The sequence below is a fragment of the Larkinella sp. VNQ87 genome (assembly GCF_049445795.1).
Classification (GTDB): Bacteria; Bacteroidota; Bacteroidia; order Cytophagales; family Spirosomataceae; genus Larkinella.
The window spans coordinates 46,322-61,292 of the sequence record NZ_JBMSDT010000010.1 but is presented as its reverse complement, the minus strand read 5'-3'; the positions used below and the strand labels follow the sequence as shown (position 1 = coordinate 61,292).

At 52.1% G+C, this 14,971-nt stretch carries 14 protein-coding genes; 7 read left to right on the top strand and 7 right to left on the bottom strand.

Features of this window, described 5'->3' with window-relative positions; genetic code table 11:
• The first annotated feature begins 35 nt into the window (after positions 1 to 35).
• Positions 36 to 749: an SIR2 family NAD-dependent protein deacylase gene (locus tag ACO2Q8_RS18165; RefSeq protein ID WP_423346270.1), complete on the top strand. Its 714-nt coding sequence runs from the start codon at positions 36 to 38 to the stop codon at positions 747 to 749.
• On the opposite strand, the gene ACO2Q8_RS18160 is transcribed toward ACO2Q8_RS18165, so the two are convergent.
• Complete coding sequence (locus ACO2Q8_RS18160; RefSeq protein ID WP_423346269.1) at positions 727 to 1,617, bottom strand: YitT family protein; 891 nt, start codon at positions 1,615 to 1,617, stop codon at positions 727 to 729. The two genes, ACO2Q8_RS18165 and ACO2Q8_RS18160, sit on opposite strands and share 23 nt — an antisense overlap.
• A gap of 173 nt (positions 1,618 to 1,790) precedes the next feature.
• On the bottom strand, positions 1,791 to 2,126 hold the full coding sequence (locus ACO2Q8_RS18155) for a hypothetical protein (RefSeq protein ID WP_423346268.1): 336 nt from the start codon (positions 2,124 to 2,126) through the stop codon (positions 1,791 to 1,793).
• 193 nt (positions 2,127 to 2,319) lie between these two features.
• Here ACO2Q8_RS18155 and ACO2Q8_RS18150 point away from each other — a divergent pair, with 193 nt between their 5' ends.
• Positions 2,320 to 3,201, top strand: a complete 882-nt coding sequence (locus ACO2Q8_RS18150) for a bifunctional 5,10-methylenetetrahydrofolate dehydrogenase/5,10-methenyltetrahydrofolate cyclohydrolase (RefSeq protein ID WP_423346267.1) — start codon at positions 2,320 to 2,322, stop codon at positions 3,199 to 3,201.
• A 55-nt stretch (positions 3,202 to 3,256) separates the two neighbouring features.
• Here ACO2Q8_RS18150 and ACO2Q8_RS18145 read toward each other — a convergent pair whose 3' ends face one another.
• Positions 3,257 to 6,145 (bottom strand): hypothetical protein, encoded by a 2,889-nt coding sequence (locus ACO2Q8_RS18145; RefSeq protein ID WP_423346266.1) that lies wholly within the window; start codon positions 6,143 to 6,145, stop codon positions 3,257 to 3,259.
• 166 nt (positions 6,146 to 6,311) lie between these two features.
• Between ACO2Q8_RS18145 and ACO2Q8_RS18140 the strand changes: the two genes are divergently transcribed.
• Positions 6,312 to 6,749, top strand: coding sequence for a response regulator (locus ACO2Q8_RS18140; RefSeq protein WP_423346265.1), 438 nt, complete (start codon positions 6,312 to 6,314; stop codon positions 6,747 to 6,749).
• An 18-nt stretch (positions 6,750 to 6,767) separates the two neighbouring features.
• Here the strand turns inward: ACO2Q8_RS18140 and ACO2Q8_RS18135 are convergent, their stop codons facing one another.
• Both ACO2Q8_RS18135 and ACO2Q8_RS18130 read right to left on the bottom strand, forming a co-directional pair.
• Positions 6,768 to 7,769, bottom strand: a complete 1,002-nt coding sequence (locus tag ACO2Q8_RS18135; protein ID WP_423346264.1) for a hypothetical protein — start codon at positions 7,767 to 7,769, stop codon at positions 6,768 to 6,770.
• Positions 7,770 to 7,843: 74 nt separating this feature from the next.
• Positions 7,844 to 8,185 (bottom strand): aldehyde dehydrogenase family protein, encoded by a 342-nt coding sequence (locus ACO2Q8_RS18130; protein ID WP_423346263.1) that lies wholly within the window; start codon positions 8,183 to 8,185, stop codon positions 7,844 to 7,846.
• Positions 8,186 to 8,433: 248 nt separating this feature from the next.
• Between ACO2Q8_RS18130 and ACO2Q8_RS18125 the strand changes: the two genes are divergently transcribed.
• Both ACO2Q8_RS18125 and ACO2Q8_RS18120 read left to right on the top strand, forming a co-directional pair.
• On the top strand, positions 8,434 to 9,510 hold the full coding sequence (locus ACO2Q8_RS18125) for a helix-turn-helix domain-containing protein (RefSeq protein WP_423346262.1): 1,077 nt from the start codon (positions 8,434 to 8,436) through the stop codon (positions 9,508 to 9,510).
• 107 nt (positions 9,511 to 9,617) lie between these two features.
• Positions 9,618 to 11,297 (top strand): hypothetical protein, encoded by a 1,680-nt coding sequence (locus tag ACO2Q8_RS18120; protein ID WP_423346261.1) that lies wholly within the window; start codon positions 9,618 to 9,620, stop codon positions 11,295 to 11,297.
• Between the two features lie 2 nt (positions 11,298 to 11,299).
• Here ACO2Q8_RS18120 and ACO2Q8_RS18115 read toward each other — a convergent pair whose 3' ends face one another.
• Together ACO2Q8_RS18115 and ACO2Q8_RS18110 are read right to left on the bottom strand one after the other, a co-directional pair.
• Positions 11,300 to 12,058 (bottom strand): hypothetical protein, encoded by a 759-nt coding sequence (locus tag ACO2Q8_RS18115; RefSeq protein ID WP_423346260.1) that lies wholly within the window; start codon positions 12,056 to 12,058, stop codon positions 11,300 to 11,302.
• 215 nt (positions 12,059 to 12,273) lie between these two features.
• Positions 12,274 to 13,323, bottom strand: coding sequence for an AMP-binding protein (locus ACO2Q8_RS18110; protein WP_423346259.1), 1,050 nt, complete (start codon positions 13,321 to 13,323; stop codon positions 12,274 to 12,276).
• Between the two features lie 226 nt (positions 13,324 to 13,549).
• Here ACO2Q8_RS18110 and ACO2Q8_RS18105 point away from each other — a divergent pair, with 226 nt between their 5' ends.
• Together ACO2Q8_RS18105 and menB are read left to right on the top strand one after the other, a co-directional pair.
• Positions 13,550 to 14,011, top strand: a complete 462-nt coding sequence (locus ACO2Q8_RS18105) for a DUF2452 domain-containing protein (protein WP_423346258.1) — start codon at positions 13,550 to 13,552, stop codon at positions 14,009 to 14,011.
• A gap of 128 nt (positions 14,012 to 14,139) precedes the next feature.
• The gene (gene menB / locus ACO2Q8_RS18100) at positions 14,140 to 14,964 is read left to right on the top strand and encodes a 1,4-dihydroxy-2-naphthoyl-CoA synthase (protein ID WP_423346257.1); all 825 of its coding nucleotides are present in this window, start codon (positions 14,140 to 14,142) and stop codon (positions 14,962 to 14,964) included.
• The last annotated feature ends 7 nt before the right edge of the window (positions 14,965 to 14,971 follow it).

The following is a 14,971-nucleotide window of genomic DNA, read 5'->3' as shown; positions in this document are numbered from 1 at the left end:
AAAATCCCCGTACTACCAGTACGGGGTACACCGCTATGCCATTTCGTCGTAAAATCGTCGTTCTTTCCGGGGCCGGCATCAGTGCCGAAAGTGGGCTGCGGACGTTCCGCGACTCCAACGGGCTGTGGGAAAACTACCGTGTGGAAGACGTGGCAACCCCGGAAGCCTGGGCTCGGAATCCGGATCTGGTCCTGGAATTTTACAACCAGCGACGCAAGCAGGCCCTCGACGCGCAACCCAATGCCGGGCATCGGGCCCTGAAACGGCTGGAGGAATTTTTCGATGTGACGATCATCACGCAAAACGTCGACAACCTGCACGAAAAAGCCGGTTCGTCGAACGTCATTCACCTGCACGGCGAGTTGTTCAAATCGCGCAGCACGCGCGATGAAACCCTGGTGTACGACGTAGAAGGTTGGGAACTGAAGCGCGGGGATCGCTGCGAGAAAGGCTCACAGTTGCGCCCGCACATCGTCTGGTTCGGGGAAGCCGTGCCGTTGATGGAAACCGCCGTCGAGATCGTTCACGAAGCCGATATTCTGATCATTGTCGGAACGTCGATGGTTGTGTATCCGGCGGCCGGACTGATCGATTTCGCCCGACCCGGCGTTTCGATTTACGTCGTTGACCCCAATGTACCGGACATTCGTCCGCGCAAAAGCCTGACGTTCATCCCCGAACCCGCCACGACGGGCTTGTCGCGGCTGGCCGAACAGTTGATTTCCACTAATGCAACGGACGGGGTTTGATCATGCCGCCCTTTACATCGGCGATGCTGTGTTCAATCAGGAACGCTTTTTCATCCACTTCGCTGATTTTATCTTTTAGTCTTGTGATTTCCAGCCTGGTAACAACGGCGTACAGAATGTTCAGGTCATTTTGGCGCAAACCGCGTTTGCCAAATCCTTTTTCGCCTTTTAGCACGGTAACGCCCCGGGCCAGTTCTTCGGTAATCATCTGACGAATCTCTTCGTGCCGGTCCGAAACAATCATGACCGCAATGTACTCCTCGATCCCGTGGATAATAAAATCGACGGTTTTGGAAGCTGAAAGATAGGTCAGCATGGCGTAGAGGGCGGTTTCAACGTTAATTAACAAAGCCGCCGATCCAAAAATCAGGACGTTGATGACCATAATGACATCCCCCACCGACAGAAAAGAACGGCGGGTGACATAAATGGCCAGAACCTCGGTTCCGTCGAGCACCCCGCCCCCGCGCATGGCCAGCCCAATACCGCCACCCAGGAAGAAGCCGCCGAATACGGCAATCAGCAGCTTGTCGGTGGTTACCATTGGATAGGGAATAACGGCCAGGCAAAGCGCCAGAAAACCAATGCCAAAGGCGGTTTTAAGCGCAAACGTCCAGGAAACCTGCCGGAATCCCATCCAGATGAACGGAATATTGACGACTACGACCAGAATGGCGAGGTCGACGCCGGTTTTTAATTGTAGCAGGAGGGAAATCCCAATCACACCCCCATCCAGAAACCCGTTGGGCAACAAAAAGCCTTTCAGTCCCATGCCGGCGCAAAGTACGCCCAGTATGATTAATACAATTTCCTTAAGTTCGCGGTATAGCGCCAGATTTTTTGCGCGCTGGATGCGTTTCGCTACCATAACAGTCTGATACGATTTGGGGATAAATTCCTGTATGACAAATAGTTAAAACAACCAACTCACCCGCTCATTCTACCAGGGCGCAGCAAGTAGTAGTTATCCGTTGGGAAGTAGCCCTTTCGGTGATGGTGAACCCCATCCTGTGAAACGGCCTGACTTTGGGGAGGAATCGATCAGGGGGCGTTAATGGCAATCTGGTTTCCGAACAGCCGCCGGAACCAGGCAAAGAAAAAGTACGATACCGGTTTTGGCAGAATCAGTGAAGCCTTGTTGAAGCGCAGCCGAACCGCCGAAAACAGGGCACCCACCATCGTTGGGATCTTTTGTGAAGCCGTAGAAGCGGCAAACACCAGGTGGAAAGAGGCATGAGGAATGTCGGTTACCGGATCATTAACCGCCCGTTTCGGAGTCTTCCCGATTGTCGAAATGCTCTGGCGGTCTTCCGATTTGACGCAGGTCGACGAACCGCCCCAAAAGGCAAGTGCCCACCCCATCAGGAGTAGGCCCATCAGCGGTATTAGTGATCGGCAAAACTTCATCAATGCGTCTTTTGTAATGAATTATAGGTAGGCCTACAATGCGGTTTTTACAAGTATAGGACTTTTTTACGTAAAAAACCAGCCCGGTTTTGGATTTGGCTCCTGAATTGCGGCATTCCGAGTCCCAAAAACCGCTACCTTTGCGCTTTCATTCAATCGACGCATGCAACTCCTCGACGGAAAACTCCTCTCCCAACAAATTAAGCAGGAACTGGCGGCCGAAGTCGCCGAGATTAGATCCCGAAACGGCAAAATTCCGCATCTGGTGGCTATTCTGGTCGGCACGGCGGGCCGCAGCGAAACCTACGTAGCCAGCAAAATGAAAAGCTGCGAAGAAATCGGCATGACATCCACGCTCATCCGGTTCGACGATTCGGTGACGGAAGACGAATTGATCGCCAAGGTGCAGGAAGTAAACAACAATCCGGACATGGACGGTCTGATTGTGCAGTTACCGCTGCCCGCCCATATTTCAGCCGACAAGGTCATGGAAACCATTTCGCCCGCCAAGGATGTCGACGGTTTTCACCCCATTAATATCGGCCGGATGGCGAAAGGCTTACCTGCTTACGTCTCCGCCACTCCGCAGGGCATTCTGGAAATGCTCAAACGCTACGGAATCGAAACTGCCGGGAAACATTGCGTCGTGGTCGGTCGGAGCCAGATTGTGGGCCTGCCGATGAGCATTCTGATGCAGCGCAACACCTACCCCGGTAACTGTACGGTGACGCTGACACACAGCCGGACGCAGAACCTGCCCGAAATCTGCCGTTCGGCGGATATTCTGATCGCGGCCTTGGGACGGCCTGAATTCATTACCGCCGAGATGGTGAAGGAAGGGGCGGTTGTGATTGATGTGGGCCTGGAACGGGTGCCCGATGCGTCCAAGAAAAGCGGTTTTGCGCTGAAAGGCGACGTGAAGTTTGACGAAGTAGCCCCGAAAACCAGCTTCATTACACCGGTGCCCGGTGGGGTAGGTCTGATGACGATTTGCTCCCTAATGCAAAATACGTTGAAAGCGGCCCGGAAGGAAGTGTACCAATAAGGCCCGTCAGCCATCCATTTTCGAATAGCCGGAGCCGCGCTCCGATTGTTCCCGATCAAATTCCAATCCCGATCACCAGCGGCTGCACGAGCCACTGGCCGGACTGAAAGTTATAAATCGTTCGGACTCCGGCTTCAAACGGCGTCCGCAGCCGCAGCACATTGAAAACAAACGACAGATCAAGCCCACTGGTTGCGTATTGGTCGTTAATCGTTCGCAGTTGACCATTCACCCGAATCCGGCTTTCGCCTTGGGCAACATCGTAAAAACCGGCCGCCTTTACCCGCTGTACGTACAGCCATCGGCCGAGCGCCCAGTGTGGATTCAGGAGCGGCAGACGGTATTCCGCGCTGGCAACGCCCAACTGATCGTAACTGACATACGATTGTCCCCGCGGATAAAAAACCGAGGCCGCAAACCGGTAGGTGCCCTGCATTTGCTGCTGGTAACCGGCCCGCAACCGCAGCGCGTGGTGTTTGCCCAGTCCGGGCAGAAACAAACTACCCTGAAGGCCCCAGACTTCGCCCTGCAAACGCCCCCCAAACGGCGTCGTCCGCCAGACAGCCGAAACCGTTTGCCCCCAGCGCGGCCACACATCCCGTTTGCTTTGCTTCAGGGTTCGGGAATACGAAAGGCCGTAGGACATACTGTTGAGCGTTCGTCCAAAGCCGACTTCGGTGATTGGCCGAAGCGGCAAATCATACCCATTTACCTGCAAAAAACCGTAGTAAGCCGACAGCAGGGCGCTTTGTACGTATTTCGAGGTGGTAAGCTGCAACGGAATCCGAACACCGGCCGTCAACTGGTTGTAGTTCCAGGAATCGGTGCGCAGCGAATCGAGCGGAGCAAACCGGTCGACATACACCGAAGTGGATCGGCGACCGTGCTGAAAACCGACATCCAGAATTGGAAACAAGCCCTGGTAACTTAGGTTACCGTAATAATTGACGGTGCGTTCGGTCTGGTCGTAGCCGATACCCAGGTCAATTTGCGTCGTGCTCAGCAAATCCTGCGACCGGATGCCGAGTGTTCCGCCCTGCCCGTCCGAATTTACGACGGGCCCCCAGCTATAAATATTAAACGCATGGGCCAAACGACGAAACCGGCTTTTGGGATAGTCCGGCGCGGTCGGCAGCGAATCGGTCAGGGCCGTCCGAATGGTGGCACTGCCAGGTTCCTGATCGATGAGCGGCCCAAAATACCGAACCGACGCATCCCGAACCGGCCCAACGGGTGTCCAGTTCGCCGGATCGAGTGGTATTTCGGCGATTCGATGCCCACTCGACCGAAAATCATGGAAACTCAGCCGGGTTCCATCCGGCGACACAGCCGCGTGGTAAGCCCCCAGTGGCCGGGAAGTTACCTGATAGTGCTGCCCCGCTTGTGTATCAAAAGCGTATAGATTGTCGATGCCGGATTGGGGGGAATTGTAGAATACATACTGTTTCCAGGCGAAGGGGTGGCTGATGTTCTGGTTGGAAACCGGGAAAAGATCCCGGCTGACACCCACTTCAGTATCAATCAACTGAAGGGTTTTCCCTCCTTTTTTACGGACCACGGTCACAAGAGTACGATTGTCATCCTGCCAGCGGGGATGAACATAAAAATCATTTTCGGGATTGTCCAGCACGCGCAGCTCCCGACCCGTGGCGGCATTGAGCACAACCAGCCGGGTTTGGTAGGAGTCATCGTTCCGGACGGCTACTACCTTCGAGCCATCCGGTGAAAGAGCCGCCACGGCGTACCGGCTCTGGCTGGAGAGCCGGGTCAATTTCCGGGTTTTCAGAGCAAAAATCTTGATTTCGGACCAGATTTTCTGCCCAAACCGTACATCGTACCGAAATTCCGTCCAGCTAATTTTCCCGGCCGCCACCGAAAGCATTTCGGGGTTATTGTAAAGTCCGGGTACAAAAACCGTCGTTTCTTTGCCGTTTCGATCCAGCCGGACAAACTGCACAATGTCTCCCAAACCGGTTTTTACCGCAATGACCTCCTGATCGGAAACATACTGTGGATATTGGTAATTGGTAAAAACCTGCTCCGATGCACTGACCGGGTAGGTTACCACTTCCGTCAATTGCAAACCTTCCTGTTCTTTTTTCCAAATTTCCCAAATATCCTCCATCGAACGCCGGTACAATTCCTCAATCCGGTAGTTGGTGGTTCGTTTAACACTGTTGGAGAACGAAAAAGGGTAAAGCGGAAACCGATAATAGCGATTTAGAACCTGACTCCAGGCGTCCGCTCCATAGGTTCGTTTTAAATAGGTTGACAGGAAGTAGCCCAGGACGTAATGATTGGGGACATTGTCACGGTACGAACCGGCCACCGCTTTGGGGTAGCTAAAACGCCGACCAGCGAGCAGATTAGCCCGCATGCCCAGGTCAAAATTGGGAATTCGGCCCCGCCCCCCGAACGTCAGCGCCGACTCGGTGCCAACGGCATCGCCCTCCCAAAACCAGTCCGGAACACCCAGCGTCAAGGCCGAAAGAGCGGTATTGCCAAACAACGTATACGCGGCTCCCGACAAACCTTGCAAGGCTTTATCGTACTGTACGACATGACGAAATTCGTGGACGGCCAGCAAATCCAGCCATTCGAGTGTTCCGGCCAGAAACGGATCCTGAGGAGGAGCCGCAAAAAACTCCGACCGTCGGGGCATCAGGGTCACAAAGCCATTGCTAATCATCGTCTGGTTCTGCAACACCACCGACAACCGTCGGGGCTGCTTTTTCAGCGACGCGCTCACGGGTTCATAGACCTGTTCCAACCGTCGGGCCGTCTTTCGGGCGGGCTGATCGAAGCCCGTTGGATAGATAATCCGGAAGTGGGGAGTCTGCAATTGATACCAGTGTAAACCGGGCGGATTTTGATCTAAAACCGGGAGTGACTGAGCCGAAGCCCATCCGGAAGCAAGCCCGAAAAGGAGCAACCAACAACGCATAAGCAGGTAAATACAAGCAAAAAATAGGGTTTTGCTAAGGTATGAAAAAGCGCGAAACGATCCATTTTACCTTACAATATAGTCGGGCAAGTTGGCATTAAACCGGAAAACCGCTACCTTCATTCGCTCAATGCCGTTCTCTGATCTAATACCTAGTTAATTTGATATGTTGCCTAACCGACCGTTCACGATCTTAGTTGCTGAAGACGACGAGGAAGATCGCCTGTTGCTGGATGAAGCCTTTATGCAAAACGGACTGTTCGATTGCGGTCGATTTGTGGAAGATGGTGAACAGGTGATGGAATATTTACTGAATTGCCTTGGTGCAGATGCTGTGCATCCTCTGCCTTCACTCATCATCATGGACATTAACATGCCGCTCCGCAACGGCCTGGAGACTTTGCATGCAATTCGGGCCAACCGACACTTAAAAAATATTCCGGTTTTGATCTTGACGTCGTCCCGACAGGAAGTCGAAAAAGCGTACCGAATGGGGGCCAATTCCTATCTGGTAAAACCCATCCAGTTTACGGAACTGATTCGGATGATTGGCGAAGTCGCAACGTATTGGCGCGATACGGTCAATCTGCCTTATAACGAATGAAATAGGTATCCAACCCGGTTATTTCACCATGTGATACAGCACCGACGCCTTGAACCGCATTTCCCTGAACAACTTATTTCCCAGTAATCCTTTTCCAGTATAGTACCGGTGAACAATGTTTTTGCTGTTGCCCTGAAAATGAAGGGTATGCAAAATAATTTCCTGTTTCAAAATGACGTTGTAGGCGATCGGGCGACCCTGTTTCATCACAATCTTTTTACGGCCCAATCCAAACTCGTATTCATCGAGGTTAAAGTTTGTTGCCATACAGATGTTATGGTCGAAGGCCCCCCCATTGACCGATTCCGATAAATTCCGAATGCGACCGGTTTCTTCTTCGTAAAAGACGTATAAAGCCGTCATATCGGAAATACCCGCCCGATCGTTTTTGATGATCTTTTCGGCTCGAATTTGGTCCATAAATGCCATCAGCCGTGGCTCCGTGTACAGATCAATCGCCAAGTCGCAAAACCGGTTGATTCCCTCCCACGTCCAGTACGACGAATGTCCCGATGACGACCTAACCCACTGATAGTCAACACCAACATTAAAGGCCGCAATATAATTTTGCAAACCGGCTTCCCGGACATACGTCGAAAGGTTGGCATAAATCATCACATCCGAATCAGCCACAAATACTTCTGTGTACCCCTCACGTCGCATCAATTCTTTGACCAAATACCAGCGGACAAAACAGAATAACTCGTAGTCGTAACTGTTGGGGGAATTATGAATATAAACCTGCTTGAACCGGTCGGCATCTGAGCTTCTATAATCAGCGATCAGGTGATGTTTAATGAACGGAAACCGGTTATTTTCTTCATCACCCAACAGGTGAATCGGGCTGTCGGGATTGGAATAGGCCGCCTGTCGAAGCGTAAACTCCAGGTAATAACTATAACGCTGATGAACGAAAACAATCGGAATCCCAGAACGTCTGCTCGCTTTATTCGTTGAGTTTTCGGTAACTTGAGTACTCTTAAAAATGGATTCAGGCTCAGTGTGTGACATCTCGATCATGACAATCGGTTGAGTAGTATTAACCAGGAACTTGGTGCGGTCAACGAAATTGACCCTAAAAGTATTAAAAACGTTTAAAGGTATTTCAAAATTAATTGAATTATGCGCATTACTTGTTCCGAATAAGGTGGATAAATGTATTTTAAAGTATCAATCTGCCGTCTGACAATTCCCCGGGCATTGGAAAATTCCTGAAAACCATAGCAGCCATTGGCTTTACCAATTCCGCTCTGGTTGACACCCCCAACCGGCAGTTCGGTATGCGCAAAATGTGCCATCATGTCATTGATGACCGTGTTCCCGGCCGTCGTCCGATCCAGCCAGAATTGAATGGCGGATTCTTTCCGGCTATGGATCCACTTTCCCCACGCCACCCGGCGGGCCGCAGTTTCCAGGTCGGCGGTTTCATCGATCAAAAAGTGCCTTGGTCAACCCGTCCTGGTTGCCTGATAAATGAGTGCGGATTCTTTTCAGTTTATCAATCCGCTCCATAGCCGTTGTCCCCGCGATAAGCCGGGCCTGACGGCGTTGCCTTTCAAACAATTCCCGAAATTCTACGGCTCCGGAGGAGTTAGGGGTCGGCAAATTCATTGCATGATTTCATTTTCATGAAAAAACAAGTAATAATACAGAAATACTAATATTTTTGTCAAAACAGGACTCTATGAGTATTGTCAGTAACAACATCAAATACCTGCGCCGACTGAACGGGCTTACCCAGGAACAGTTTGCCCGCCGGATCGGCATCAAACGATCGCTACTCGGTGCTTACGAAGAAGCCCGCGCCAACCCGAATCTGGACAATTTGATGTCCATTGCCCGAGCCTTCAATACGACGGTGGATAATCTGCTGAAGAGCGATTTGCGAAAAATCCGGGAAACGCCCGAACTTTCGCTGCCGCTCGACCGCCCTCACAATGCGTCTGCGTTTCCGGCTTCTCCCCTGCCGAAAGATATTTCGGACGCCGAACCCATTCCGAATGCGCCCAAGGCGCTGTCGAGCGTCCTCGAAAAATACTACCAACAACCGATCACACAGTCACCGGCGGTCTTTCAAAAACCGGTCGATCCGCAACCGCAGATCAAGTGGGTTGCGCAACGAATTGTGCCCCGGCCTGTTTCCCGTCGAGAAGGCTTTTCTCCGTTTTCACTACCCGCCAGTCCGCCGACGCCCGCGCCCCTTTCGTTCAACAATACGTATGAAAACACCCGCGCGTCGGCCCACCCGGTAGTGGAACGCCGTCCGCCCAATCCGCCGGAATCACTCAACAGCGTTCAATGGGTGCGAAAACGGCAGTTTACCGATTACCTCCAACGGTACCAGGACACGGACTTTTTGAACCGGCTGACGGTTTTTCAGCTACCACTGCTCCCCCCCGACCACTACCGGGCTTTCGACGCGGGCGAGGAGTTTGTTTATCCGGGCGCTTTACTGATCGGGAAGTTTATTCGAAACTGGTACGACATTGCCGATAACAAATTGTACGTACTACTGATTCAGAACCAGGGAATTGTTTGCCGGCGTATTTTTAATCAGGTTAAACTGAAGGGAACCTTGCTTTTGTCCGCCGATCACGCGTCGATCAGCCACCGGGAAGTTCCGATCCGGGAGGTGCTGGAGGTCTGGGAAATTGCTGCCTTCATCAGTCAGCAGATGCCCGAAGTGCCGCCCTCGCTCGATGGCATCCGGACGTTGGTTGAAGATTTACGGTACGAACTGGATCGTATTCAGAACAAATAATAATTATCTTAACAGCCGTAAATTTTTGCGAACCACCCACACTATTTTGGTAACATTGTGTTACCTACAGAACCTTGAATACTTTAACCAATAACCCGCCGACGGTCATGAAACGACCGGTTCGCCCGGTCCTTTTCTGGTTTTCGGGCATCGTATGCAGTTTTGTTATTCTGTTTTTCAGCTATTATGTAACCGTCTATTCCGTCAACTTCCCCTTTCAGGACGACAACAGTCTTCTTCTTGCCCTTTTTGAGTTGAAGAAAAACCTGGGCTGGCGGCATGATCTGCACACCTTTTTCCGGGCCGAAAACGATCACCGGATTTTTTTGCCCCGCCTGGTCGGCTACCTGGATTATACCTTGAACGGTTATTTGAATTTCAAAACGTATATCCTGATTGGCGTTGTCAACCTGGTTCTGATTACAGGGTTTGTGTACCGCCTTTTTCGGCAGACCAACCTCCCGTTTTATTATTTTCTACCCATTCCGCTGTTTATTTTTCAACCGCAATACCACGAAGTCACTATCTGGGCTTTAACGGGGTTGCAGCATCTTTCCCTGCTGTTGATGCTGTGTTTCTGCTTAACCTTGCTTCAAAAACCGTCCTCTGCATTCCGGTTTGGCGTGGCGCTGTTGCTGGCCGGACTGGCGACGTTTACCCACGGCAATGGTATTCTGGTTTTTGCAACCGGCGGCTTTCTGCTGCTGGTCGATCGGCACTACAAATCATTGGGAATCTGGATTGCCGCCATGCTGATCGCACTGGCCTGCTATCTATATGGATACAGGCCGGGCAGTGGTGTTGAACGTACCCTCAACTTCCTGACAATTCCCGGCACGTTTCTGGCCAAAATTGGGGCAATTTTTTCCGCCTGGCCAGCGGTTGCTATTCCGGGTTCCGTACTGTGGGGTTCGCTGATTGCGGTGCTGGTAATTCCGGTGATGGTCGGGCGAGTTTGGCTCTCTTTTCAACCTCGCAAAGCCCAGCCAGCCGTTTCAAACCAGCTCCTGGCTTATTTCTGCTTTATATTCCTGACAATCAGTCTCATTACGATATTTCGCTCCAGCGACCAGATTGAAATGGAAAATCGATTCAAGATCTACGCGGCTTTCAGTGCGGTCTTTTTTTACCTGTTCCTGCTCAACCAGTTTCCCGGTTTCCGAAAGGCGGTAATTCTGTTCAATACGGTTTTTGCAAGCCTGTTTGCCATTCAGTCCTATTATCAGTATACCCCGGAAGTAGCCAGTAAATACAGTCGTCTGATGGCTGATACCTACAACTGGCCAGCCCATCAGACGGAATTGTGTAACACCAGTTCCATCGAAAGCAGCCTGAATTTTCTGGTTCCGGCCTACCAGCAAGGCTATTGGAAAGTCGAAAATGCCTTTGGCGGATTCAACCAACAGCTACAGGCGGCTCTCCTGTCCAGCAACTTCAGACCGTATCCTTTTCTGGTGCAACACTTTTTACAACCAGGCGAAGGAACACCCCAGTTATTCATCGAAATCAATGATTTCCCGCTCTATCGGCAACATCTGCGCGATAATCTCGTGATGGTGTTACACGACGAAAGCCAGCAGTTGACCTATCTGGCCGGTACGTTACCCAAAGTAGCAGGCTGGCGTCGGCTGCTCACAAGCGGCACCTATTTTGGCAAAGGTTTTTCAACAACGATCCCGCTGAAAGCCGTTCGATCAGGCCGATACCGACTGGGCTGTCTGCTTCAGAGTGAAGATAATTCTCCGGAACTGGTAATGACCAGCCAGACGGTTTCGATCCAGCAATAGGGTTAGTGCGGCAGAACCAGTCGGGTCAGTACCTGATGCAACTTTCGGACCGCGCCCTCGTCGCCCAACACGGCCGTCGAGAGATCGAACCACTCCGGCGTGCCCAGGTTCAGGTACCGCCCCGGTTTGCGGGGCGGATTGACCAGCGCTCCTTCGGGATTGTAATCGACGCCGTAGATCGTTTCCATGATCGACCTTACTTCTTTCCAGGGAAGCGTAACCGAATGGGTTTGCTGATTTTGACGGGTGTCCAACCGAACCTCCCGCCGACCGAATGAGGCTCGCAGGCTGGCTTCGGTACGATTTCCGGACGCAATGTCGAGGTATGTGGCTTCAAACGGTTTCTCTTTCCCCGACACTTCGTAAACCGCCTGGATCAATTCCTGACTCAAAAACTGCCACTCGGCGCGGTGCAACGGACTGCCCGCCTGTTTGCCTGCCCCTTTTTTGTCGATCTCTACCTGAAAATAATCCTGATTTTCGGGCAATTCTTCTTCCTTAAACGGTTTGAGCTGGGTTTTCTGAATCAGATTTTCAATCGGTTGCTGCCAAGCTGCCGGCAAATATCCTGACCACTCGTAATCATCGTCGCCCGTGAAGCCTTCGCCCACAATTTCATCTTCTTCGAGTTCTTCCCGGTCGGTATAGGTCATCGTCAGGTCGACGGGCAGCCCTTTTTCGCTCCGGGTCCGCAATGTAATCGTAAAAAAGTGGGCATAGGGCGGTGGTACGACCAAAGCCGTTTGGTAACGAATTTCCACTAGATTAAATATAGACTCAGCCATTCGGTGCATCGAAAAGAAATGACAAAGAAACGGAAAAAGCGCAATTAGGTACCATTACCACCAAATTCCCGAGCAAAACTCCGGCATTATTTACCGTATTGCAGCCTACCGGCCGGTGGGCCACCAAACTCTTCGCAACTTTTTTCCAGCGTCGAAAAAGATTCGCCTTACCGGTTTTCAGGATAGTCAGATTATCGGATATGACCCTCCACAACGCGCTTCTTATCGATCTTGCCGGTTGGTGTTTTGGGAAAGGAAGACATGAAAAATATACTTCTGGGAACCGCATAGGGGCCAATCTCGGCCCGAACCCGATTTTTGATTGCCTGAGCGACCGTTTCGGGCCAGTCGTTTTCGGCTTCAATAAACAAGGCCACCTGCTGGCCCAACCGCTCGTCGGGCAGGCCATAGACGAAAAACCGCTGCGGCCCAGCCAGCAGCTTTGCAATGACTTCCTCGACCCGCTCGGGCTGAATTTTGACGCCCCCCGAATTGATGATGAAATCGGCCCGGCCCAGCAGCCGGAAATGCTGCGAATCAAGAAGCTCGACCACATCATTGGTCTGGACGGTTTCAAAATCGGTCGCAGCCGCCTTGATGTTCAGGCAATGCCGCTCATCAACCCCCAATTCAACGCCGTCCAGCGCCCGGAATACTTCCGAATGTTCCGGACCATTCAGCCGACGGATGGCAATGTGTGAAACCGTCTCGGTCATTCCGTAGGTGCTGAAAACCGGCGATTCAATAATTTGCAGCCGATTTGCTAAACCTCGATCCACAGCAGCCCCGCCCACGAGGATGGCTTTCATCCTGTTCAACACCGGTAGCGACTGCTTCGGCGTGTCGAGCAGGGTCTGCAACTGCAACGGCACAAAAGCCGCAAACTCAAACGCCGGAATATCCGGATTAAGGGTTTGAAACGGATTGGATGCCGGTTCGACCACGGTCAGCGTCAATCCAAGTTCGAGCCCCCGTACCAGCATCATCACCCCGGCAATGTAGCCGACATTCAGGCAAACCAGTGCCCGGTCGCCCGGCTGCAAGCCAAACGTTTGCCCGGTTAATCGGGCACTGGCCGCCATTTGCCGTCGGCTCAGTCGGATCAGTTTGGGAGTTCCGGTCGAACCGGAAGTTTGGAGAGTGAACGTAGCCTGGCCCGAGAGCCAGTCCCGGCAAAATTCAACGGCTTTCGCTTCGTATTCGGTTTGGGGGTCGGGTAAATATCCGGGGCTGATTCGCATACGGTTTCAGAATGAATCGCAAAAATACGCTACTTTTGCCCCGTTTTCGTTGTGCCCAGCAAGTTGTCAGTTCGTGACATTTTATGGGTAACGGAGTTTAAGTTTATGGTATTCAGTATTCGGCATTCGGTTTACGGTTTTTCGTCCCTACCGTACTAACAGCTTGTTCCAGTAACCAAAACCTTAGACCGAATGCCGTAAACCGTACATTCAACCACTTGAACCTATGGCGAATGAATCGTTTGACAATCCGATTTCGTCGGATAAAGTGACCGACAAACCGGGGCTGCTTGAGTATGCACACTCGGTGGGCGGAGCGATCGTCAAGCCGGAAGACAAAGGCAAAATCAAAGGCCGGGCCGTGACGGCCATGCGCGAACAAACCGACCTGCAACTGTCTCAATTGTACCGCCAGATGCAACTCCTGGCTGAGCAGGCCAAAGCCATCCGAAACCGGGTGGAAGTTTCGGAGCGGATTTACGGCGCCCAGATGGGTTTTGAACCTATTGTCGGGCATACTTATTATTTCTATGAAAAGAAAGACGGAACCGATGTACTGTCGCTCGTTGCCCCCAACGAATGGGGCCGTACCAACCCGTTCCAGCGCTGTGTCGCTACGGTCAAAATGATGGCCGACCACACCTGGGACGTAACATACCATGACAGTGACTATTCGGAGGAAGAATAACTTTGGATGCTGGATGTTTCTGGATGCTGGATAGTCAAAGGTCTTGGCATCATTTACCGACCCCGTATCAAACATCCAGTATCCAGAAACATCCAGTATCAACCATCCAGAAACCAACTATTACATCAATGCAAAGCAACTATTCCTGGGAAACCATCAAAGAATACCGCGAGATTCTATTTCAATACTATGAGGGCGTTGCCAAAATCAGCATCAATCGGCCCGAGAAACACAATGCTTTTACGCCATTGACAGTCAAGGAGATGAGCGAAGCAATGGAACTGGCCCGGCAGGATGAGCGCGTCGGTGTTGTTATTCTGACGGGTGAAGGCGGCAAGGCGTTTTGCAGCGGGGGCGATCAGTCGGTGCGCGGTCATGGCGGATATGTGGGCGAAGACAGCGTGCCGCGCCTGAATGTGCTGGATTTGCAGATGCAGATTCGCCGAATTCCCAAACCGGTGGTCGCGATGGTGGCCGGTTGGGCCATCGGGGGCGGTCACGTGCTGCACGTCGTCTGTGACTTGACCATCGCGGCTGAAAACGCCCGGTTCGGCCAAACTGGTCCGAAAGTCGGAAGCTTCGACGGCGGTTTTGGGGCTTCCTACCTGGCCCGGATTGTCGGACAGAAAAAGGCCCGCGAAATCTGGTACCTCTGCGACCAGTACGACGCCCAGGAAGCCCTGCAAATGGGACTGGTCAACAAAGTGGTGCCGCTGGACCAACTGGAAGACACCACCCTGGACTGGTGTCGCAAGATGCTGGAGAAAAGCCCGATTGCCCTCCGGATGCTGAAAGCGGCTTTCAATGCCGAACTCGACGGTCAGGCGGGTATTCAGCAGTTGGCGGGCGATGCCACGCTGCTCTATTACTTGTCGGACGAAGCCAAAGAGGGGAAGAACGCGTTTCTGGAAAAACGCAAGCCCGATTTCAGCAAGTTTCCCAAATTTCCTTAACGTTCCT